Here is a 21,741-nt window from a genome sequence, read left to right as displayed (position 1 = left end):
AAAGTCCCACCTTTCCGAACACCCTTAGTTTCCGCTGCCCTCCATGAAATCATAAGGAGTAACGTTTTCCATCCCGATCATCGGATCTTCATTCATCAGCCTTTTCTCATACGTATAGCCTGTTTCGTTTTCTTCTGCAGGGAGATGCTCATTGCTGCCGCCCTGTATCGATTCCTGCAGCTTTTGGCTCAGTGTTGTATTGCGGCGCATGTCGTCAGCCCGTTCAATGCCCATCTTAAGCGCGTCTTCTTCGCCGCACAGAATCAAAAACTGCTTGCTTCTTGTGATGGCCGTATAGATTAGGTTCCTTCGGAGCATCCGGTAATAGCTTTTCACTACAGGGAGGATCACGATAGAAAATTCGCTTCCCTGCGATTTATGGACGGAGCAGCAAAATGCGTGGGTAATTTGCGAAAGATCCTGCCTGGTGTAAGTCACTTCATTTCCTTCAAAAGAAATGATGACCTGGTCCTGTTTCTCTGTATTTTCTTTCGCATAAAATATCGCTACGATTTCACCAATATCGCCGTTGAAAACATTTGCTTCAGGCTGATTCACAAGCTGCAGCACTTTGTCCCTGATCCGGTATTTTACATCACCGAGGACAATTTCTTTGCGTGACCCGTCCGGATTCGGATTAAAAACCTCCTGGAGCAGCACATTCAACCGGTCAATCCCTGCAGGCCCTCTATACATTGGCGCAAGTATTTGCACGTTTTTTGCTGCATAACCCTTGTTTTTTGCGTTCCGCGCCACTTTTTCAACCACGTCCGCAATTTGCCCTGCATTGCACCTGATGAATGATCGGTCCGGCTGCGGGGCTGCCAGGTTCGCAGGAAGTTTACCTTTCTTTATGTCATGGGCCAGTTCAATGATCGATGAGCCCTCAGCCTGCCTGTATATATCAGTGAGGCGCACAGTCGGGATCCGTCCTGAATCGAGCAGGTCTTTAAGGACCTGGCCCGGGCCTACAGATGGCAGCTGGTCTTCATCCCCTACCATGATGACTTGAATATTGTCCGGAAGCGCCTTAAACAGCTGGTTGGCAAGCCATGTATCAACCATCGAGGTTTCATCGATGATAAGGATTTTGCCTTCAAGCGGATGGTCCTCATTTTGCTCGAACCCTTCTGCACCGTTCCACCGGAGCAGCCTGTGGATGGTCACTGCCGGCAATCCTGTCGATTCGGCCATCCTTTTTGCCGCCCTGCCCGTTGGAGCAGCCAGTAAAAAAGGGAAGGGTTCTTCCGCCCGGTAATCCTTTGGATCCAGCGAACAGCCATGGAGTTCCGCATAGAGCTCAACAATGCCCTTTATCACTGTTGTCTTTCCGGTGCCGGGCCCGCCGGTCAAAATGAGCATCGGCGACATTAAGGCTGTCTGGATTGCTTCCTTTTGGGTTGGAGCGTATTGGACTCCGAGCCTGTCCTCAAGATTCCCCAAAGCGAGAAGGAACTCTGATTCCGGAAACTGATCCTCGTACTCTTGCTGGTCAAGAATCCTCTTGATATTTGATACGAGCCCTTTTTCAGCAAAATAAAGCGAAGGGGAGTACACTCTTTTATCTTCAATGATGATCTTTCCTTCTTCTCCGAGCTTGATGACCTCATTGGAAATTTCATCAAATTGGATATTACAGCTCTGGCTTTCTTCCAGGAGCTTTTTTACGTCCTTCAGCAAATCGGAAGCGTTGATATAAACATGGCCAGCCTGCATGCTCGATGTTTCCAGCATATATAGGCATGCTGCCTTTATCCGGTCCGGATGGCTGCCGGTTATCCCAAGCTGCTGGCCAAGCTCGTCAGCCCTCCCGAACCCGATCCCTTCTATGTCTTCAACAAGCCTATAAGGGTTGGATTGGATGATCTCGATTGCCAGCTCTTTGTACACCTGGTAAATTTTCATGGAAAGCTGCGGCCCGAATCCATATTCATTCAGCCTGACCATCACCTGCTCAAGCCCCTGGTGCTCCATCAACGTGTCGTATAGATCTTTCGCTTTGTCAGGCGAGAGCTTTGGGATTTCCTCCAGGACAGACGGATTTTCCATTATCCTGGCGATTGCCCTCTCACCAAGAGTTTCCACGATTTTCTCAGCTGTTTTTTTGCCAATGCCCTTAAAAAGCTCACTTGATAAGTAGTTGACAATTCCCTGTTTTGACTGGGGGATATCCTTACGGAAATGGCTGGCCTGGAATTGGGCGCCAAACTTCGGATGTTCTTTCAGTTCGCCAAAAAATATATAGGTTTCCTGCTCGTGTACACGTGGGAAATACCCGGTGATGACAGCTTCTTTGTCCTCATAGCTTTCATTTGTTTCTTCCACCCGGATCCTAAGGACCGTGTACAGATTGCTTTCATTATGAAAAATCGTCACAAGATGTTTGCCCTTCATAAACTTGCCCTGTTCTGAAAACAGGTCAAGCGAGTCCTGCCTTTGCAACGTGAAGCCCCCCTTCATCAAGGCAATGTAACTTCAAATAGGCACAGCACGGGTTTTGCCGATGCTAATTTCTGAGGCGAAGTATTACTCTCCTTTTTCAAGCAACTGTTTGCCATGGCCTGCCATCTCGTGGCCAGGCTGTACTTCGAGCACCCTTTCAAACATTTCGAGGGCCTTAGCCGTGTCCTCCTTAAACCCGTATGCGACACCAAGGTTGTATAGCGCATCCGCATGGTTAGGCTGGAGCTTAATGCAGGCATTAAACTGCTGGATCGCTTCGTCGATGAAATTCTCCCGGGCCAGGCATAGCCCGTACTGAAATAGAGCCTCCGGGTCATCAGGGTTCAGTTCCGTGCTTCTTTGAAGAAAGGCCACTGCAAGCCTGAATTGTTCTAGCTGGACGAGTGACATGCCGAGCATAAAATAATTGTCGGCTGAGTGGAGGCCTTGTGCCAGTGCCGACTCAAACATAATCTTGGCTTCCGAAAACCTGCCCGATTCGTACAGGAGGTTTCCTTTGCTGTAATAAGCGACGGCCGCCTTTGCATCCAGGCCAATCGCTTTATCGTAATACTTGATCGCTTTTTCACTGTCCCCAACTGCTGCGAGAACATTTCCGAAATTAATATAGGCGACGGTATCTTCGGGATTTTCCTCAATCGCTTCCATAAAAGATTTTGCAGCGAGTTCCCATTTTCCTTCTTGCATATATGTGATGCCAGCCTGGTTCTTGTCCAAACTTTCCACGCTCCGTTCTACCTGCAATTATAGCACAACTTGCCCGCTTAATAGAGGACCCCGGCTTGACGTCCGCAAGCCGGGGCACATGCCAGTGGCTGCTTCAACCGACGTATGTCAGCCTGCTGCCATCCTTATATATTTCATCAATTGTTCCCCCGCCCAGGCATTCGTGACCATTATAAAACACGACCGCCTGTCCAGGTGTTACCGCCCTGATTGGCTCCTTGAACACAATCCTGGCTTTATTATCTCCGAGCAGTTGCACCGTTACCTTGCTGTCAGGCTGGCGGTAGCGGAATTTTGCTGTACATTCAAATTCCCCCGGAACCGGCTTGCCAGATACCCAGCTGATATTAACAGCATTGATTGAATCAGAATACAATTTTTCGTTATGGAAGCCTTGCCCGACGTAAAGAATGTTCCGCTCCAGGTCTTTTCCAATGACAAACCATGGGTCACCTGAACCGCCGATGCCAAGCCCATGCCTTTGGCCGATGGTGTAATACATCAGGCCGTCGTGCCTGCCCATGACTTCACCATCAAGTGTTTCCATGTTGCCCGGCTGTGCAGGCAGGTATCCGCTAAGAAATTCCTTAAAATTCCGCTCGCCAATAAAGCAAATGCCTGTGCTGTCTTTTTTTGCAGCCGTCGCCAGATTCGCGTTTTGCGCGAGTTCCCTGACCTTCGCTTTTTCCAGGTGGCCGATAGGGAACATGACTCTCTTCAGCTGCTCCTGGTCTAGCTGATTCAAGAAATAGGTTTGGTCTTTATTTTCATCATGCCCGCGCAGCATTTTATATTCACCGTCACGGAATTCGACTTTAGCATAATGGCCTGTGGCGAGATAATCAGCGCCGAGGCTTAGGGCATGCTCAAGGAAGGCCTTGAACTTGATTTCCTTGTTGCACATGACATCAGGATTTGGGGTCCGGCCCGCTTTATACTCATCAAGGAAATAAGTGAATACTTTATCCCAGTATTGTTTCTCAAAATTAACTGCATAATATGGAATCCCAATTTGGTTGCAGACCCGGATCACATCGTTGTAGTCTTCTGTTGCTGTACAAACTCCGTTTTCATCGGTATCATCCCAGTTTTTCATGAAGATGCCGATGACATCGTATCCCTGTTCTTTTAAAAGAAGTGCGGCAACCGAAGAATCAACCCCCCCGGACATTCCAACAACGACTCTTGTGTCTTTAGGCGCTTTTTCCATGATTATGGCTCACCTCACTTTATAAAAAATGTTTCTGTTACTTATTTGTTAACCGCTGGACAATTTTCGCCGTAGATTCTGAGGCTTTTTCTATTTGCTCAGCATTATTATATAATCCGAAGCTGAACCGGATTGAGTTTGTCAGTCTGTCAGACCCTTTTCCGAACATGGCGACAAGTACGTGCGAAGGATCGATCGATCCAGCCGTGCATGCCGAACCGCTTGAAGCTGCGATTCCTGCCAAATCGAGGTTGACAAGCATCGCTTCTACATTTGTGCCCGGAAAGCTTAAGTTTAAAATATGCGGCATAGTATTTTCAAGCAATCCGTTTTGATGAAATGAAATCCCGTTTTCTTTCAGCTTTGAGATAAATATTGTTTTATACTCTTTATAAAGTGCCCGTTTTTCCTCCAAATCTTCCAGTACGCGCCTTGCAGCTTCCTGGAAGCCCGCAATTGCGGCTACGTTTTCCGTTCCGGCGCGGCGTTTCCTCTCCTGCTCCCCCCCAAATGAACGCGGAGACAAAGAAATCCCATCCCGTACATAAAGGAAACCAATGCCTTTCGGGCCATTAATTTTATGGGCTGACACAGACAATAGGTCCGCCTGCAGTTCCTCCACATTAATCCTTTCAATACCATATGCCTGCACGGCATCGGTGTGGAAAACTGCCTGGTGCCCTGAAAGGATCTGTCCAATTTCAGAGATTGGCTGCAGGGTGCCGACTTCATTGTTGCCGTACATGACCGTTACCAAAATTGTATCGTCACGTAATGCTTCCTGGACTGCGTCCGGAGAAACGATTCCCGTTTCATCAACCTCAAGGTATGTTACTTCAAAACCGCGCTTCTCAAGTTCTTTACAGCTGTGCAGGACCGCATGGTGTTCAATGGAAGTGGTAATGATGTGCTTTCCCCTGGCCACCAGGCTTTCGGCTGACCCGATAATGGCGAGATTGTCAGCTTCAGTTCCCCCGCTTGTAAAAATAATATTATTCGGCCTGGCTCCGATGCTTTTTGCAAGTACGTCCCTTGTCTCATCGAGGATATGCCGTGCTTCCCTCCCATAAAAATGGATGCTGGAAGGGTTGCCGAACTGGGTTTCCATTACCTCCATCATTTTTTGTATAACATCGGGGTGAATTGGCGTTGTCGCAGCATGATCCAAATATATCCTGTCCAATCTAACACCTTCTTTTAATTGTTATCATTGCCTGTTTAAATCTAAATATAAAACATGTATGAATCTGTATCGCCTTGATCGTCTGAATGATTAGCGAGGTCTTCAACGGTAGTATTATCGAGGACATCTTTTACGGCATCCCTGATCCTGATCCACAGCTCACGCTTTGCCGGCTCTTCATCTTCAATTCCTTCAACCGGGCTGATCGGACCCTCCAAAACACGAATGATGTCACCTGCAGTTATTTTTGATGGAAGATCTCCAAGTATGTAACCGCCATAGGCACCCCTGATGCTTTTTACAAGCCCGGCATTTCTGAGTGGCGCAACAAGCTGCTCCAAATAATGCTCGGATAATTCATTAGTCTGTGCAATTGATTTCAGTGAAACCGGACCGTCCCCGTATTTTTTCGCGAGTTCAATCATTATCGTCAATCCATAACGGCCTTTTGTTGATATTTTCATAAAAGAGCACCTCTATTCTTTTCTTCTCCTGAATTCCCCAGTTCAATACCACGTTTGCGATTTATTGCCTTCAAAAATTTATCGGTAATTGATTGGCATTGCGGCAACGCTTTGCCCGCGATCGGCCCGATAAAGATACTGAAAAAAATGGTTCCCCAAAAAACGGGGCCGCCAAGCCTCCAGCCGGCCAACAATACGATAACCTCGATCAGGGCACGCACATTGCGAATTTGCCAGCCGGTCCGTGACGAAATCGCAATCATCAGGCTGTCCCTGGGGCCAGCTCCAAACTGAGCCGAAATATACAGACCCATTCCATATCCCTGTAGCAGAATGCCAATTGCAAACATGGCCGTTTTTCCAGCAGTGGAAGATGGAGTGTCAAGGAAAGACATCCATAAATACATGTCTATGAAGGCCCCAACAAGAATCATGTTCAAGAAAGCCCCAATCTGCGGGATTTCCTTGGCCAGGATAGCTGCAACCGTCAAAATGAACAAACCAGCCAACACAGACCAGCTGCCAATTGTAAGGCCCAACTGATGATAGAGCCCAATATGAAGGACATCCCAAGGCGTGGCACCCAAATCGCTTTTGATCAATAAAACGATGCCCAGGGACATCACCAAAAGCCCAGTAATATAAATGAAAAACCTTGGGCGCACCTGACCTTTCCTTTTTTCCATTTCTACACCTTCTATTATAATTTTTCCCAATTGAACGAAAAATTCCAACTAATTAGGTCGGCTTTAGTCATTATAGCATAATTCGCCATAAAAATGCATTGGCCTCTTTTTCATGTTAAAATAGAATATACGTTCTTTAATTTTTTGGAGTGATGGACTTGAATGAAAAACCGCTTGCCTTCAGGATGCGGCCAAGGACGATTGATGAAATTGTCGGCCAGCAGCACTTGGTAGGTGAAGGAAAGATCATTAATAGAATGGTAAAGGCCCGGCAATTGTCATCGATGATTTTGTACGGCCCGCCCGGCATCGGGAAGACTTCGATAGCAAGTGCTATTGCCGGCAGCACAAAATACGCGTTCCGGACCTTGAATGCCGTAACAAATAATAAAAAAGACATGGAAGTGGTGGCAGCCGAAGCAAAAATGTCAGGGAAAGTGATATTGCTGCTAGATGAAGTCCACCGCCTTGACAAAGGGAAACAGGATTTCCTGCTTCCTTTCCTTGAAAACGGGATGATTACAATGATTGGCGCGACAACAAGCAACCCCTACCATGCAATAAACCCTGCGATCAGGAGCCGCTGCCAGATTTTTGAATTGAAGCCGCTCAGCCCTGAAAATATTGAAGAAGCATTGCTGAGGGCTTTAAAAGACGATGAAAGAGGGCTCGGAAGGCTTGAAACGGACATTTCCGCTGGAGCGCTATCACACTTTGCCGCCGGGTCCAACGGGGATGTCAGAAGTGCATTGAACGCACTCGAGCTTGCGGTCCTTTCAACCGAACCGGATGAGCGCGGCATCATCTCCATCGATGTGAAGACAGCGGAAGAATGCATGCAGAAAAAGAGCCTGGCACATGATAAAGATGGCGATGCCCACTATGATGTGCTGTCGGGATTCCAGAAATCCATCAGGGGCAGTGATGCGAATGCCGCCCTTCATTATCTCGGGCGCCTTATTGAAGCAGGAGACCTTGTCAGCATCGGCAGGAGGCTGCTTGTCATTGCCTATGAAGATATAGGGCTCGCAAATCCACAGGCCGGGGCAAGGACCTTAGCGGCAATCGAAACAGCCGAAAGAATCGGGTTTCCGGAAGCACGGCTACCCCTTGCCAATGCCGTGATCGAATTATGCCTGTCCCCAAAATCAAACTCTGCCATTATGGCAATTGATTCGGCTTTGAGTGATATCCGGGCAGGGTTGAGCGGTGAAGTGCCGGATCATTTGCGTGACGCCCATTACAAGGGAGCAACAGAACTTGGCAGGGGGAATGGCTATCTCTACCCGCACGATTACGATGGCGGCTGGGTGAAGCAGCAGTACCTCCCTGACAAACTTAGAAACAAGCTCTATTTTAAACCGAAAAAGACAGGCAAATTTGAGCAGGCGCTGGCAGCCGTGTACGATAAGATTAATAGTTCGAAAAAATAGCGGGAGGCAAAGGCCTCCCGTTTTTGTATGCTGATTGCTGTTTATTTCATGAAATCGTCCTATTCGGGCAAACTACAGGCATGTATTAGGGGAGTTGAGATCATGAGCCAGCGTAAAGATGCGTGGACAAAAGAAGATGATGATCGTTTGGCCGCAATGGTGATTGAATACTTGAATTCAGGAAAAACGAAAATAGAGGCATTTAAGCAGGCTGGTGCAATTTTATCAAGAACTCCAGGGGCGTGCAGATACCGGTGGAATGTGGTTTTAAAAGATAGATTTGCAGGTCTTGATATGATGGACACTGAAACCATTAAAGATTCAGAAGTGCAGAGACACCGGGTCACTGGGGATTCGGTCGGGACTCATCTAGCCGGAGGTGCAGATGAGTCGGATACTCTTTTAGTAGGAGGTTTTGCAGTTAAGACCGTTGCTGAACATCTACCCCGCACTTCGACAGAAACAAACACCTTTCTCCTGGACGAATTCGGCCGTCCACCCGTAAACCTCGCCTCAATCATAGATTTTCTGGACAGGCTGGATAAAAATCCTCCGTCATGCCAGAACCAAGCTGAAAATGAAGCGTTGAAAAAGGAATTGGTCTCTTTAACGGATATTAATCAGTCCCTTGCTCAATCCTTCAAAAAAAAGCAACAAGAATATAAGAAGCTGGAGGAAGACTATTCACTGCTGTTGAGAATCATCCAGGATGCCAGCGAATTGGAAGAAAAATCAGAAGCAGCAAAAATGCAATGAAAACACCCCTTTGATTGCTGTCAAAGGGGTGGATAATCTATTAGTTTTCTTCATTTACCCGATGTATTTTAATGCCTTCCAGCAGCGACCTTACGACATAACTGGCCATGATCAATCCGGCGGTGGATGGCACAAAAGCGTTGGAGGATGGCGGCATTTTTGCCTTGCGGATCGGCGCACTTTCTTTTCCTACGACTTTTCGCACGTCTTCCCTTATGACAATCGGGCTTTCATCAGAAAATACTACCGGGATCCCCTTTTTAATTCCATCTTTTCGCAAATGGGTGCGGATAACTTTTGCAATGGGGTCTGTGTGCGTTTTAAAGATATCCGCAATCTGGAAACGGGTCGGATCCATTTTGTTGGCGGCACCCATGCTTGAGATCATCGGAATATTGCGACTGAGGCATTCCTTGATCAAGTGTATCTTGTAAGAAATCGTGTCAGACGCATCAACGACGAAGTCAAGGCCATAACTGAAAAACTGCTCATATGTTTCTTCTGTGTAAAACATTTTTAATGCGATTACTTCACAATCAGGATTAATGTCCTTTATCCTGTCTCTCATCAGCTCTACTTTTGGCTGGCCAACCGTTGACAACAGTGCAATCAGCTGCCTGTTTACATTCGTGATATCGACATCGTCCTTGTCCACAAGCACAAGTCGTCCGACACCTGAACGTGCCAGTGCTTCGGCCGCAAACGACCCTACACCGCCAATGCCCAACACAGCAACCGTACTATTTTTCATGCGGTCCAGGCCTTCCGTGCCGATTGCCAGCTCATTCCTTGAAAATTGATGAAGCATATTATCTCACTCCAAACCGAATTTCATAGCGTAATGTTTACTGCTATTTCGATATACATTTATATACCCGCTAAACAATATATCATACTTTACGCCAAAAACAACCATGTGTTCAAAGAGTTGATTTCAACAAAAAAAACTCCATGCCTGCTGGACATGGAGTGATCCGTTATGTACGAAAGAGTCCCAATCGTGCCGTTGTTTATGGTGCCTTCGTTTTGAACCCGCTCGCAGCAGGTGGGTGTCCTGTTTCAAGCTGCAGTAAGTCCTCTGCTAAGCAAGGCATGTACGCGGCCCAAAAACTCCAGACTCCCGTAAACAAAATGTTCGGTCAAAACTTCAGGTGATACAACTAACACATCAGGACTCTTTATCTGTTGAATATATATTAGCACAAACTCAGTACTTTTTCAAGGAATAAGCCAGTGCATTATGCTTTGTCTATATTAAGATTTAGTGACAAATGAAGCTCTTCCAGCTGTTCCGGGCTGACTTCCCCCGGTGCTTCAGTAAGCAGGCAGCTCGCACTTGCTGTCTTTGGAAAGGCAATGGTGTCACGAAGGTTTGACCTCCCAGCAAGAAGCATAACCATGCGGTCGAGACCGAGGGCAATTCCTCCGTGCGGCGGTGTTCCATATTCAAAAGCATCGAGGAGGAAGCCAAACTGGCTTTGAGCTTCTTCCCTGGTAAATCCGAGAACTGAGAACATTTTTTCCTGGATGTCGCGTTCGAATATCCTCAAAGATCCCCCGCCAAGCTCATAGCCGTTTAAGACTAGGTCATATGCTTGCGCCTTCACGCTGGCCGGATCTGTTTCCAGAAGTGGCAGGTCTTCACGTACTGGCATTGTAAATGGATGGTGGGCGGCATAGTAACGGCCTTCCTCCTCATCGTACTCAAGTAATGGCCAGTCAGTTATCCACAGGAAATTGAACTTGCTCCGGTCAATCAAGTCCAGCTCTTTGCCTAGCTTCAAGCGCAGTGCGCCCAATGCATCGGCAACCACGCTCTTTTTGTCGGCGACAAATAATAGCAGGTCGCCTGTTTCAGCATCAAGCACTGCCTGCAATGTCTGCTGCTCTTCTTTAGTAAAGAATTTTGAAATCGGCCCCTTTAATCCGTCCTCTTCCATCTTCAGCCACGCGAGCCCTTTAGCGCCGTACCGCGAAACGAATTCAGTCAGACCATCAATATCCTTGCGGGAATACTTGGCGGCCGCACCTTTCACATTGATTGCCTTTACCTGGCCCCCGCTTGACACTGCTGCTGAAAACACCTTGAATCCTGAATTTACAACGGTCTCAGATACATCAACAAGCTCGAGGCCGAACCTTGTGTCCGGCTTGTCGGACCCAAACCTGCTCATTGCCTCATCGAATGGCATCCGTTCGAACGGAACATGAATATCGATTCCTTTTACATCCTTCATCACTTTTTGCATCATTTTTTCAGTTAATGAAAGGATATCTTCCTGGCTCATAAAACTTGTTTCAATATCGATCTGTGTAAATTCCGGCTGGCGGTCTGCACGCAAGTCCTCGTCACGGAAGCAGCGTGCAATCTGATAATAGCGCTCAAAGCCACCGACCATCATTAACTGCTTGAATATTTGCGGTGATTGGGGCAATGCGTAAAATTCCCCCGGATGAACACGGCTGGGTACCAGGTAATCCCGTGCCCCCTCTGGAGTGCTTTTCGTTAAAATCGGTGTTTCAACATCGAGGAACCCTTCCCCGTCCAAATAATCACGGATTGCTTTTGTCACCTGGTGCCTCATTTTGAAGGTTTCGAACATGACCGGGCGGCGAAGATCCAAATAGCGGTATTTAAGCCGGATATCCTCTGAAACATCTGTATTGTCAGCAATCGTAAAAGGAGGCGTCTTTGCATCGTTTAAAATCGTTACTTCCTCGGCCTGCACCTCTACTTTTCCAGTCTTAAGATTTTCATTCACCGTCCCCTGCTCCCGGGCAACTACCGTCCCTTTTATATCAAGGACGTACTCATTGCGGATCTTCTCAGCGGTTGCCAGGGCTTCCTTGGATAAATGCGGATTGAATACCACCTGGACTATGCCAGAACGGTCGCGAAGATCGATGAAAATTAACCCTCCAAGGTCCCGGCGCTTTTGTACCCATCCCTTTAAGCTCACTTTTTCACCAATGGCCTTTTCAGTGACTTCACCGCAAAAATATGATCTTCCAAACATATAGGTTTCCCCCGTTATTTATAGTTTTCCTTGAACTTTTCCAGAAATGAATCAAGCTCAATTTCTACCTGATCCCCGGTTTCCATCGTTTTTAAAGTAATTTTATTCGCTTTTAGCTCGTCTTCTCCAAGCACGGCAACATACTTGGCATTCGAACGGTCTGCTGCCTTAAACTGTGCTTTTATTTTTCTGTCAAGATAGTCCCGTTCAGCTGAATACCCTGCCGACCTTAATTCATGGAGCAGACTGACCGTATGATCCTTTGCTTCTTCCCCGAGCGACACAAGATAACAGTCGATTCCTTTTTTCACAGGAAGTTCAACGTTTTCAGCCTCAAGCGCGGCAACAAATCTTTCAAGACTTAAGGCGAAACCTATTCCAGGTATTTCAGGACCGCCTATTTCCTCGACCAGGCCGTTGTACCGGCCGCCGCCGCAAAGTGTTGTAATTGCTCCGAACCCTTCAGCGCCACTCATAATTTCAAAAGCAGTGTGGGTATAATAATCAAGGCCCCTCACAAGATTTGGATCTTCCTCGAAAGGGATGCCGAGATCAGTTAAATATCGCTTCACTTTTGCATAATAGTGGCTGGAATGATCATTCAGGTAATCAATGATGGACGGGGCTGTTTTCATAAGCTCGTGGTTCCGGTCCACTTTGCAGTCAAGGATCCGCATTGGATTTTTTTCAAGCCGGCCCTGGCAATCACCGCAAAACTCGCCGATCCGCGGTTTGAAATGGCTGACAAGTGCGTCCCTGTGCGCTTTCCGGCTTGCTTTGTCGCCCAGGCTATTAATGACCAATTTGATTTGCTTTAAGCCAAGCTCCTTGTACAGGCTCATGGCGAGGGAGATAACCTCCGCGTCAATGGCGGGATCCGCACTGCCAATAGCCTCGACCCCAAACTGGACGAACTGGCGGTAGCGCCCTGCCTGCGGGCGTTCATAGCGGAACATCGGTCCCATGTAATACAGCTTTACAGGCTGGTTTGCATCTCCGAACATTTTATTTTCGATATATGACCTCACCACAGCTGCGGTTCCCTCCGGACGGAGAGTCAGGCTCCGGCCGCCGCGGTCCTCGAAGCTGTACATTTCTTTTTGGACAATATCGGTCGTATCCCCGACCCCCCTCAGAAACAAGTCAGTCTGTTCAAAAATCGGTGTCCGGACTTCCCGGTACTGGTATCTTTCACAAAACTCCCTTGCTTTTGCTTCAATCATCTGCCACTTTTCCACCTGGCCCGGCAATATATCCTGTGTGCCTCTAGGTACGCGGATTGACATTATATACATCCTCCTTGTTTCGGATTTAGCTCTTATGTAAATAAAAAAGCCCTCGTCTCCTTGTCTAAAACAAGGGACGAGAGCCTGGATCCCGTGGTGCCACCCTAATTGAAGGCGCAGAAACACGCACTTCCTCTTTAACAGTTAACGCCTGAATACGTTCTCCCCTACTAATGGCTAAGGTCGCCAGCTTTCAGGGGGAAACCTCCGGAGTGTTCATTCATCAAGACATCATGCGGAAATGCTTTCAGCCACGGCATATCCTCTCTATTCATGTGGTTCTTAACTACTATGCTCCATTAACGGTAATGTAACCATATGACATTTTTATTTATCTAATGATACGGACTCGTTTTTAGAATGTCAAGAACCAATTAAGACCGCTCAAGATGTTTTTTTAACTTTTTCACATCTCGAAGCGACAGTCCAAATTCTGATGCCAGTTCGATCATGTTGGAATTTTGCTCCATATCGATAAAATCATGAAAGTTGACACCAAATAGTTGATTTTTGCCGAAATGTGCAGCCATCCCTTTTTCACTTAATCTCATATGATCACCTTCCGTTTCTTTGTCCCCCCTATTCTTCCCACCTCATTTAATATTTTTTCACTACTTTTTGGGTAAATATAGGATTTTGTTTAAATATTCGTAGGCCTATGGACGATATTTATCAATGAGCAGTGTTTTAACTGCCAAAATCCTTTAAACTAAAAATCAGGGATACTATACGGACAGGCTTTACTCATACATTTCAGGGGAGAGAGAGAATTGCTCAGACATAGAATAATTGCAGTTTTGCTGACTATTACACTTGCTGCCGGAAGCTTTGCGGATCAACATCCTGCGATTGCTGAAAGCAAATCTGTTACGATCGGCACCAATAAGCTAAATGTCAGGGAAGGCCCGGGTTTGAGCTACTCAGTCACAGCCAGGGTAAACAAAGGGGAGAAATATCTAGTTGTAAAACAAACCGGGGATTGGATTCAGATTAAGCTTACAGGTGCAAAAAAAGGCTGGGTTGCGGAGTGGTTCGTTACGGTTGACGAGAAAAATAAGCCAGCGGAAGGAACAGAACCTTCCGGCAAAACCAGACAGGGCACGGTAACAGCTGATTCCGTCAACATCCGTGATGGAGCTTCCATGAACGCTAAAGTAATCGGGAAGATGAACCGGGGGGAGTCCATTACGATCCTCTCACAATCAAACAGTTGGACACAAATTAGCTTTTCTCGACAAAAAGCATGGATCAACAGCCAATTTGTCTCCGTATCCAGTGATAACCAGCCCAAGAATGCAGGCAGTACAGTGGGAACGGTGACTGCCTCCACATTAAGCGTCAGGAATCAAGGATCCCTGAATGCAAAGCTGGTAGGATCTGTTTCACAAGGTGAGCAATTTAAAATTTTGGAGGAAACTAATAATTGGGTGAAGATAGAATATAAACCAGGATCTTATGGCTGGGCAGCTGGCTGGTTTTTTGAAAAAACCTCTCAAAAAAAGCCGGTTCCATCAGCGGATGCGCTAAAAAACAGCCGGGTAAAGATATTATTCAACGGCACAAATATCCGCAAGGGGCCTGGCACGGAAAATGCAGTGGTCCAGCGGGCCAGCCAGGGGGATTCTTTTGAAGTGGTGGGCCTGAATAATGACTGGTACCAAATCCGCTTAAAAAATGGTTCCGATGCATACATAGCAGGATGGCTCGTTTCCGTTGCCGGTGCGGGACCCCAAATCGAAAAACCCGGAGCCGAAGTCCACGCCAGGAATAAACTGATCATAATTGACCCCGGCCACGGAGGAAGGGACAACGGCACGACAGGTGCACGCGGGACATTGGAGAAGGAACTGACCCTCAGGACAGCCAAGCTTGTCTATGCGAAATTGAAAAGCTCTGGTGCCAATGTAGTCCTTACCCGAAGCCACGATACATATATGTCTTTAAGCGCTCGGAGAAGCATGGCAAACAGCCTTGATGCAGATGTTTTTATTAGCCTGCATTATGACAGCATCAACGACCGGAGTGTAAGAGGGATGACAAGCTATTATTATCATGGATACCAAAAGGCTCTATCCGAACAAATTCACTCATCAGTGATTAAAAGGACAAAATTAAAAAACCGCGGAGTCAGGCAGGGTGATTTTCATGTCGTGCGGGAAAACAGCAGTAAAGCTGTGCTTCTCGAGCTTGGCTATTTGAGCAGCCCAACCGAGGAAATGCTGGTCAAATCATCACAATACCAGGAAGCGGTGGCAGCCGGGATTTATGAAGGGCTGGCCCGGCATTTTAAGGAGAATTAACCTGTTGGTGCGAGATTCAAATATTCAGGGAATAACAGCATTCTCGCGTTAGTACGCACTAATTTCGCGATTGATACATCAAAAAAAGGAAGGACTCGAACGATGCCGAGTTCTTCCTTTTATTTACTTTCGATTATCAATGTGACGGGACCGTCATTTGTAAGCTTCACATCCATCATCGCCCCAAACACTCCCGTCTCGACTTTTAAACCTTTTTCTCGCAGATGATGATTGAAAGCATCGTAAATTTTGACAGCGTGCTCCGGGCGGGCCGCTTCCATGAAATTGGGGCGCCTGCCTTTCCGGCAATCCCCGTAAAGGGTAAACTGCGAAACGGATAACACTTCACCGGCCGCATCCAAAAGTGATAAATTCATCTTTCCCCCTGTGTCTTCAAAAACACGCAGATTGGCGACCTTATCCGCCAGAAATGCGGCATCCTCTCCCTTGTCCCCATGCGTAACCCCAACGAGGACAACAAAGCCATGCCTGATTGAGCCGGTGATTTCCCCGTCCACAGTCACCGACGCTTCTTTGCTTCTCTGTACAACGACTCGCATGTTTTTCCCCTTAACTCATCATTCTTCTTACCGCATATATATCCGGTATTTGTTTAATTCTGTCGACCACCTTATGAAGGTGGCTCACATTGTGGATAGCAATCGACATATTGATTGTGGCGACCTTGTTCCGGTCTGATTTTCCGGCCACAGCCGAGATGTTCGTCTTTGTTTCATTGACGGCCTGAAGAACCTCATTGAGCAGGCCGCGCCTGTCATAACCACTGATTTCAATGTCGACATTGTATTCTTTCCGGTCGTTCAGCCCTGTTTCCCATTCGACCGGAATAAGCCGCGCCTGTGCATCATCTGTATTGATGTTCGTGCAGTCAGCGCGATGGACGGAAACGCCTCTTCCCTTCGTGATGAAGCCGACAATTTCATCACCCGGGACCGGGTTGCAGCAGCGGGACAGCCTGATCAGCAGATTATCAATTCCTGATACCCTCACACCTGATTCCCGCTTTTTCACATTTGGCAGCGTTTTGAGTTCTGATACAGCGTTAGAGATGTCGACTTCCTGCTCCTTATCCCGCTTTTTCCGCCATTTTTCAGTCAGGCGGTTGGCAACTTGAAGGGCAGTGACACCGTTATAGCCGACTGCGGCGTACATATCTTCATCACTCGCAAAGTTAAACTTATCCGCTACCCTCTTCAGGTTATCAGGCGTCAAAATCTCTTTTATGTCAAATTCCATCGCCTTGATTTCTTTTTCGACAAGCTCGCGCCCTTTTTCTACGTTTTCATCCTTGCGCTGCTTTTTAAAGAACTGCCTGATTTTATTTTTTGCCTGCGATGTCTGTGCCAGTTTCAGCCAATCCTGGCTCGGACCATAAGAATGCTTGGATGTCATGATCTCGATGATATCCCCCGTTTTAAGCTTATAATCCAGGGTAACCATCTTGCCGTTCACCTTTGCACCAATCGTCTTATTGCCGATCTCCGAGTGGATCCGGTACGCAAAGTCAATCGGAACCGATCCGGATGGCAATTCAATTACATCCCCCTTTGGGGTAAATACGAATACCATATCCGAAAACAGATCAATTTTCAGTGACTCCATAAACTCTTCGGCATTCGCGGTGTCGTTTTGAAATTCGAGAATCTCCCTGAACCAGGTGAATTTCTTCTCAAGCGCGGAGCTTTCACTGACAGGCTTTCCTTCTTTATACGCCCAGTGGGCGGCAATCCCGAATTCAGCAATCTGGTGCATATCAAACGTCCGGATCTGGACCTCTAGCGGGTCCCCTTTTGGCCCGATCACCGTTGTATGCAGAGATTGGTACATATTCTGCTTCGGCATCGCGATATAATCCTTAAAGCGCCCAGGCATCGGCTTCCAGCATGTATGGATGATACCGAGCACTGCGTAACAGTCTTTGATGCTGTTGACGACAATCCGGACTGCCAATAAATCATATATTTCATTAAACTGTTTATTCTGCAGTACCATTTTCCGGTAGATGCTGTAAATATGCTTTGGCCTTCCCGAAATTTCAGCCTTGATTGAAACTTCACTCACGCGGTCACGGACTTCCTGGATGACATCTTCCAAATACTGTTCACGCTCAGCCCGTTTCTTTTTCATCAGATTAACAATCCGATAGTATTGCTGCGGATTTAAATACCGTAATGCAGTATCTTCAAGCTCCCATTTAATTTTTGAGATCCCGAGACGGTGTGCCAGAGGCGCAAAAATCTCCAATGTTTCATTGGAAATCCTCCGCTGCTTTTCGGCCGGCAAGTGTTTTAAAGTCCGCATGTTATGAAGACGGTCAGCCAGCTTAATCAAAATGACCCGTATATCCTGGGCCATCGCCACAAACATTTTGCGATGGTTTTCGGCCTGCTGCTCTTCTTGTGATTTATATTTAATTTTACCGAGTTTTGTCACTCCATCTACAAGCATAGCTACTTCATCATTGAACGCATCCTCGATATCCTTCAAGGTTACTTCTGTATCTTCAACGACGTCATGGAGAAAGCCGGCTGCGACTGTAGCCGGATCCATTTCGAGGTCAGCAAGTATCCCCGCAACCTGGATGGGATGGATAATGTACGGTTCGCCGGATTTCCGATACTGGTCATGGTGGGCCTGTTTAGCGAATTCATAAGCTTTTTTAACCATTTCCACATTCTCATCATTTAAATATGCTCTTGTACAATCGATGACTTGCTCGGCGGTCAACACCTGATCATTCGCCATAGGATCACCTAATTTTATCTCATTTATAAAAATTTATATATTTCTGAAAGAATGCGCCGTTTACTTCAGGGATCAATTTTAAAAAACATGGATAAAACATTATAGTCCGAAATTAATCAATTGAATACTTTTAAGGATTGTTATTATTATTCAAGAAAAAAACAAAGATGTAAAGAGATTGATGCTTTTTTTCGGCGAAAATAAGAATTATGTCGAAAAATATTTACCAGCAACACAAAAAGGGCACTCCATTACGAAGTGCCGCCTTTACTTGTTAAAATTGCATCAATGTCAAAATATCGTAGCCATCAAGCTTGCTGCGCCCTTCAAGGTAAGCCAGCTCGATTAAAAAAGCTATCCCGGCAACAACGCCCCCGAGCTCTTCCACAAGCTTAATCGTCGCTTCAATTGTTCCTCCAGTTGCCAGCAGGTCATCAGTGATGAGCACCCGCTGTCCCGGTTTGATTGCATCTTTGTGAATGGTTAAAACGTCCTTGCCATACTCGAGGCCGTAATTCACCTTAATGGTTTCGCGGGGGAGCTTGCCTTCCTTGCGGACAGGGGCAAACCCGACTCCGAGTGAATAAGCGACCGGACATCCGATAATGAAGCCGCGCGCTTCCGGTCCGACAACAAGGTCAATCTTCTTCTCGCGGGCATAGGCCACGATCTGGTCAGTCGCATATTTATACGCATCCCCGTTATCCATCAATGTTGTTATGTCCTTGAACTTAATCCCTGGCTTCGGCCAGTCGGGAACGATGGTTACGTATTGCTTTAAATCCATTATTTAATTGCCTCCTCATTTTTCACCGACCCTTGAATGACTTGGTCGAACCAGCCTTTTAACTGCTGAAACGGTGAATACAGCAAATCATTTTCAAGAGCAAATGTTGCAAGTTTTTTCCGATAGGATGTCGATTCTGATAAATCCCTTTTAGGAACACTTTTTTCTAAAGAAATAAATCCATTGTTTATTTTAACAAAATCCAATTCAAAAAACACCTGTGACATAAAATCAACGGTTTCCCTAGTCCAGCCCCGGTATTTTGCGAGCTCGCCGCCATGCCTGTTTAAATCGAACGGCCCTTTTTTAGCCAGGAAAGCATAAAACCATTTAAAATGGTCCCTAGTGGGCACCGTGCTGAAAAAGTCACTGTCTTCTTTATAGAAATATGCATAAATCCTGGCCGGTGCCTTCCGGTTGGCCAGCTTGAAAAGTATCTCCTTTGATGGAGGTAGGTCCAATAATACGAGATTCGCATCTTCTATCAATATATTTTCAGCATCAGCTTCGGTCTCGATAACTGTGATGCTTTCCGGGCAGTAAGCAGAAAACTTATTGATCACCCCTCCATCGAACAAAATCCATTTCCGGTTTTGTGCAGGGACAAGATCAGGCAGCCTCTCCGGCCGCTTTAAGCCCCTCAGGTCAAATAGCTGCCAAGAATCTACAGCCAAATCTTTAAGGAATATTTGCGGTTTCCTAACATTGTTCCATTCATTTATCGATAATTCCCCAATAGCTGACAGGCTTGAAAAAGGGGAAATCTGGTCGTAAAGGTCACCAAGGCCAAAACCGATCCCATCAAGGGTGCTGCCTTCTTTTTCAAGTGTCATCTTTAAATGGTTCTGGCCTGATCCAATTTTTCTCATCGCCGATACCCGTGCATCCTTTAACATCATGGTCGGCTTCGGATTACTGACGCCATAGGGTGAAAGTAAACCGATTTCTTCGATTGAATCGAGGCGAATGTCAGACAAGTCAACAATGCCATCTATTTGCACAGCCGGAATTAAATCCTCTTCCGTTAACTGGCTGCGGGCGAGTCCGTTCAGGCGGCGCCTGAGCTCGTCCACATCCTCCAGCTTCAGCGTCATCCCTGCTGCCATCGGATGGCCTCCGAAGTGGGGGAGCAACTCACGGCATTTGGACAAATTTTTAAACAAATCAAAGCCTGCTATGCTTCTGGCCGATCCTTTGGCAAGTCCCTTTTCCTCATCAAAACTCAGCACGATTGCAGGACGGTAAAACTTTTCAACAAGCCGTGATGCGACAATGCCTATCACCCCTGCGTTCCAGCCGCTTTGCCCGACAACAATCACGTCATTTTCAATGATCGGGTAGTTCTTTTCCACTTTGAAGATGGCTTCTTCGGCAATTGAGGAAACAAGGGCCTGCCTTTCCTTATTGAGAACATCTATCTCTTCTGCCAGCATTCTTGCTTCAGAAGGATCATCTGTCATGAGCAGATGTACAGCCGGTTCGGCACTGCCAAGCCTTCCAGCAGCATTGATCCTGGGGCCAACGAGAAACCCAATCGTCTCTTCATTAATACTGCCCATGTCGGTCTTGGTCAATGAAAACAAGGCGCGAAGCCCAGTATTGGTGGTAGTCTTCAGTTTTTCAATTCCTTTTCGGGCGATAAGCCGGTTTTCGCCAAGCAGTGGGACGAGGTCTGCGATCGTCCCAATCACCGCAATTTCCAATAAATGTCCAGGTACGTCTCCATAAAGCGCGTGTGCAAGCTTAAAAGCTACACCGACACCGGCGAGGTCCCTGAATGGATATTCGCTGTCCCGAAGTTTAGGATGGATAATCGCGTATGCAGCCGGCAGCTCAGGTCCTGGTTCATGATGGTCGGTGATGATCAAATCCACGCCAAGCTCGCTGGCCACATTTGCTTCATGCACCGCAGCGATGCCGGTATCGACGGTAATAATTAATTTAACACCACTTTCAGCTGCCTGCCGGAACGCTGCCTCATTAGGCCCGTATCCTTCTGTAAAGCGGTTTGGTATGTAAAATTCGACGTTGGCGCCAAGCTCCAGCAGGGTTTTCATCATCACAGCGGTACTGCTGACCCCATCGGCATCATAATCTCCGAATATCAGAATCTTGTCCTGCTGTTCGATTGACTTTTTTATCCGGGCCACTGCTTTATCCATGTCCTTTAACAAAAAAGGATCATGGAATTCCCTGTCCTGGTCAAATAAAAAATACCGGGCAGCTTCCACGGTATCCAGTCCGCGATTGACAAGCAAGGATGCTGTCAGAGGAGTTATATTCAGTTCATTTGCCAACTGTTCGGTTTTATTTGGGTCGGACTGCTTAACAATCCACCGTTTTTTAGACTTTAACATTCGTTCACCCCTCAGCTTATTCATTATACAAAAGCAGCAGGGACGTTTCAATCGAATTAAGGAACTCGTATGAATTTACTCCCGCATAAAGGCAGTTTACTCCCAGTTAGCCGAACTTTACTCCTGAATGGCCGAACTTTACTCCCGCATGGCCGCACTTTACTCCCGCATGGCCGCACTTTAGTCCCGCATGGCCGAACTTTACTCCTGCATGGCCGAACTTTACTCCTGCATGGCCGAACTTTACTCCTGCATAACTTCAATTTACTCCCGCAGGAGCATTACTGCCGCATAGCCAATTTCAGCA

Annotated in this window: 17 protein-coding genes, 1 other RNA gene and 1 other annotated feature; of the genes, 3 read left to right on the top strand and 15 right to left on the bottom strand. The window is 46.8% G+C overall.

From position 1 onward, the window contains the following. Positions 1-24 precede the first annotated feature (24 nt). From recD2 to CVD19_RS18645, 6 genes are all read right to left on the bottom strand, one after another. Positions 25-2,442 carry an SF1B family DNA helicase RecD2 gene (gene recD2, locus CVD19_RS18670; RefSeq protein WP_180953701.1) on the bottom strand — a complete coding sequence of 806 codons (2,418 nt, stop codon included), beginning with the start codon at positions 2,440-2,442 and terminating at the stop codon, positions 25-27. A gap of 84 nt (positions 2,443-2,526) precedes the next feature. After that, on the bottom strand, positions 2,527-3,180 hold the full coding sequence (locus CVD19_RS18665) for a tetratricopeptide repeat protein (RefSeq protein WP_101584529.1): 654 nt from the start codon (positions 3,178-3,180) through the stop codon (positions 2,527-2,529). Positions 3,181-3,283: 103 nt separating this feature from the next. Then, positions 3,284-4,399 carry a tRNA 2-thiouridine(34) synthase MnmA gene (gene mnmA, locus CVD19_RS18660; RefSeq protein WP_101584331.1) on the bottom strand — a complete coding sequence of 372 codons (1,116 nt, stop codon included), beginning with the start codon at positions 4,397-4,399 and terminating at the stop codon, positions 3,284-3,286. Between the two features lie 37 nt (positions 4,400-4,436). Beyond that, complete coding sequence (locus CVD19_RS18655; RefSeq protein WP_101584330.1) at positions 4,437-5,582, bottom strand: cysteine desulfurase family protein; 1,146 nt, start codon at positions 5,580-5,582, stop codon at positions 4,437-4,439. 41 nt (positions 5,583-5,623) lie between these two features. Beyond that, the gene (gene cymR, locus CVD19_RS18650; protein ID WP_101584329.1) at positions 5,624-6,046 is read right to left on the bottom strand and encodes a cysteine metabolism transcriptional regulator CymR; all 423 of its coding nucleotides are present in this window, start codon (positions 6,044-6,046) and stop codon (positions 5,624-5,626) included. Continuing rightward, a complete protein-coding gene (locus CVD19_RS18645; protein ID WP_101584328.1) occupies positions 6,043-6,732 on the bottom strand; it encodes a YczE/YyaS/YitT family protein in 690 nt (229 codons plus the stop codon). The genes cymR and CVD19_RS18645 overlap by 4 nt, the downstream gene beginning before the upstream one ends. 152 nt (positions 6,733-6,884) lie before the next feature. Here CVD19_RS18645 and CVD19_RS18640 point away from each other — a divergent pair, with 152 nt between their 5' ends. Together CVD19_RS18640 and CVD19_RS18635 are read left to right on the top strand one after the other, a co-directional pair. After that, positions 6,885-8,165, top strand: a complete 1,281-nt coding sequence (locus tag CVD19_RS18640; RefSeq protein ID WP_180953700.1) for a replication-associated recombination protein A — start codon at positions 6,885-6,887, stop codon at positions 8,163-8,165. 102 nt (positions 8,166-8,267) lie between these two features. Continuing rightward, entirely contained in the window at positions 8,268-8,921 is a 654-nt protein-coding gene (locus tag CVD19_RS18635; RefSeq protein WP_180953699.1) for a hypothetical protein, read from the top strand. A gap of 40 nt (positions 8,922-8,961) precedes the next feature. Here the strand turns inward: CVD19_RS18635 and CVD19_RS18630 are convergent, their stop codons facing one another. The 5 genes from CVD19_RS18630 to CVD19_RS24940 all read right to left on the bottom strand — a co-directional run bounded on the left by CVD19_RS18630 (position 8,962) and on the right by CVD19_RS24940 (position 13,775). Further along, complete coding sequence (locus tag CVD19_RS18630; RefSeq protein WP_101584325.1) at positions 8,962-9,729, bottom strand: tRNA threonylcarbamoyladenosine dehydratase; 768 nt, start codon at positions 9,727-9,729, stop codon at positions 8,962-8,964. A 179-nt stretch (positions 9,730-9,908) separates the two neighbouring features. Further along, positions 9,909-10,099: non-coding RNA, 6S RNA (gene ssrS / locus CVD19_RS18625), on the bottom strand. 60 nt (positions 10,100-10,159) lie between these two features. Beyond that, positions 10,160-11,938: an aspartate--tRNA ligase gene (aspS, locus tag CVD19_RS18620; protein ID WP_101584324.1), complete on the bottom strand. Its 1,779-nt coding sequence runs from the start codon at positions 11,936-11,938 to the stop codon at positions 10,160-10,162. A 14-nt stretch (positions 11,939-11,952) separates the two neighbouring features. Continuing rightward, positions 11,953-13,224: a histidine--tRNA ligase gene (gene hisS / locus CVD19_RS18615; protein WP_101584323.1), complete on the bottom strand. Its 1,272-nt coding sequence runs from the start codon at positions 13,222-13,224 to the stop codon at positions 11,953-11,955. A gap of 69 nt (positions 13,225-13,293) precedes the next feature. Beyond that, positions 13,294-13,536: a binding site (T-box leader), on the bottom strand. 62 nt (positions 13,537-13,598) lie between these two features. After that, positions 13,599-13,775 (bottom strand): hypothetical protein, encoded by a 177-nt coding sequence (locus CVD19_RS24940; RefSeq protein WP_180953698.1) that lies wholly within the window; start codon positions 13,773-13,775, stop codon positions 13,599-13,601. Positions 13,776-13,994: 219 nt separating this feature from the next. Between CVD19_RS24940 and CVD19_RS18610 the strand changes: the two genes are divergently transcribed. Continuing rightward, the gene (locus tag CVD19_RS18610) at positions 13,995-15,524 is read left to right on the top strand and encodes an N-acetylmuramoyl-L-alanine amidase (RefSeq protein ID WP_257985193.1); all 1,530 of its coding nucleotides are present in this window, start codon (positions 13,995-13,997) and stop codon (positions 15,522-15,524) included. 119 nt (positions 15,525-15,643) lie between these two features. Here CVD19_RS18610 and dtd read toward each other — a convergent pair whose 3' ends face one another. The 4 genes from dtd to recJ form a co-directional block, all read right to left on the bottom strand. After that, on the bottom strand, positions 15,644-16,084 hold the full coding sequence (gene dtd / locus CVD19_RS18605) for a D-aminoacyl-tRNA deacylase (RefSeq protein ID WP_101584322.1): 441 nt from the start codon (positions 16,082-16,084) through the stop codon (positions 15,644-15,646). A gap of 10 nt (positions 16,085-16,094) precedes the next feature. Then, the gene (locus tag CVD19_RS18600) at positions 16,095-18,290 is read right to left on the bottom strand and encodes a RelA/SpoT family protein (protein ID WP_101584320.1); all 2,196 of its coding nucleotides are present in this window, start codon (positions 18,288-18,290) and stop codon (positions 16,095-16,097) included. A 274-nt stretch (positions 18,291-18,564) separates the two neighbouring features. Next, positions 18,565-19,077: an adenine phosphoribosyltransferase gene (locus CVD19_RS18595; RefSeq protein ID WP_101584318.1), complete on the bottom strand. Its 513-nt coding sequence runs from the start codon at positions 19,075-19,077 to the stop codon at positions 18,565-18,567. Beyond that, positions 19,077-21,434 (bottom strand): single-stranded-DNA-specific exonuclease RecJ, encoded by a 2,358-nt coding sequence (gene recJ, locus CVD19_RS18590; RefSeq protein WP_101584316.1) that lies wholly within the window; start codon positions 21,432-21,434, stop codon positions 19,077-19,079. The genes CVD19_RS18595 and recJ overlap by 1 nt, the downstream gene beginning before the upstream one ends. Positions 21,435-21,741 lie beyond the last annotated feature (307 nt).

Source organism: Bacillus sp. T33-2 (genome assembly GCF_002860205.1).
GTDB lineage: Bacteria > Bacillota > Bacilli > Bacillales > Cytobacillaceae > T33-2.
This window is presented reverse-complemented; position numbering and strand designations above follow the sequence as displayed.

Bases quoted from the DNA above. Each gene is read 5' to 3' on its own strand.
- mnmA (WP_101584331.1), bottom strand. From the start codon at position 4,399: ATGGAAAAAGCGCCTAAAGACACAAGAGTCGTTGTTGGAATGTCCGGG.
- cymR (WP_101584329.1), bottom strand. From the start codon at position 6,046: ATGAAAATATCAACAAAAGGCCGTTATGGATTGACGATAATGATTGAA.
- CVD19_RS18645 (WP_101584328.1), bottom strand. From the start codon at position 6,732: ATGGAAAAAAGGAAAGGTCAGGTGCGCCCAAGGTTTTTCATTTATATT.
- CVD19_RS18640 (WP_180953700.1), top strand. From the start codon at position 6,885: ATGGACTTGAATGAAAAACCGCTTGCCTTCAGGATGCGGCCAAGGACG.
- CVD19_RS18635 (WP_180953699.1), top strand. From the start codon at position 8,268: ATGAGCCAGCGTAAAGATGCGTGGACAAAAGAAGATGATGATCGTTTG.
- CVD19_RS18630 (WP_101584325.1), bottom strand. From the start codon at position 9,729: ATGCTTCATCAATTTTCAAGGAATGAGCTGGCAATCGGCACGGAAGGC.
- aspS (WP_101584324.1), bottom strand. From the start codon at position 11,938: ATGTTTGGAAGATCATATTTTTGCGGTGAAGTCACTGAAAAGGCCATT.
- hisS (WP_101584323.1), bottom strand. From the start codon at position 13,224: ATGTCAATCCGCGTACCTAGAGGCACACAGGATATATTGCCGGGCCAG.
- CVD19_RS24940 (WP_180953698.1), bottom strand. From the start codon at position 13,775: ATGAGATTAAGTGAAAAAGGGATGGCTGCACATTTCGGCAAAAATCAA.
- dtd (WP_101584322.1), bottom strand. From the start codon at position 16,084: ATGCGAGTCGTTGTACAGAGAAGCAAAGAAGCGTCGGTGACTGTGGAC.
- CVD19_RS18600 (WP_101584320.1), bottom strand. From the start codon at position 18,290: ATGGCGAATGATCAGGTGTTGACCGCCGAGCAAGTCATCGATTGTACA.
- CVD19_RS18595 (WP_101584318.1), bottom strand. From the start codon at position 19,077: ATGGATTTAAAGCAATACGTAACCATCGTTCCCGACTGGCCGAAGCCA.
- recJ (WP_101584316.1), bottom strand. From the start codon at position 21,434: ATGTTAAAGTCTAAAAAACGGTGGATTGTTAAGCAGTCCGACCCAAAT.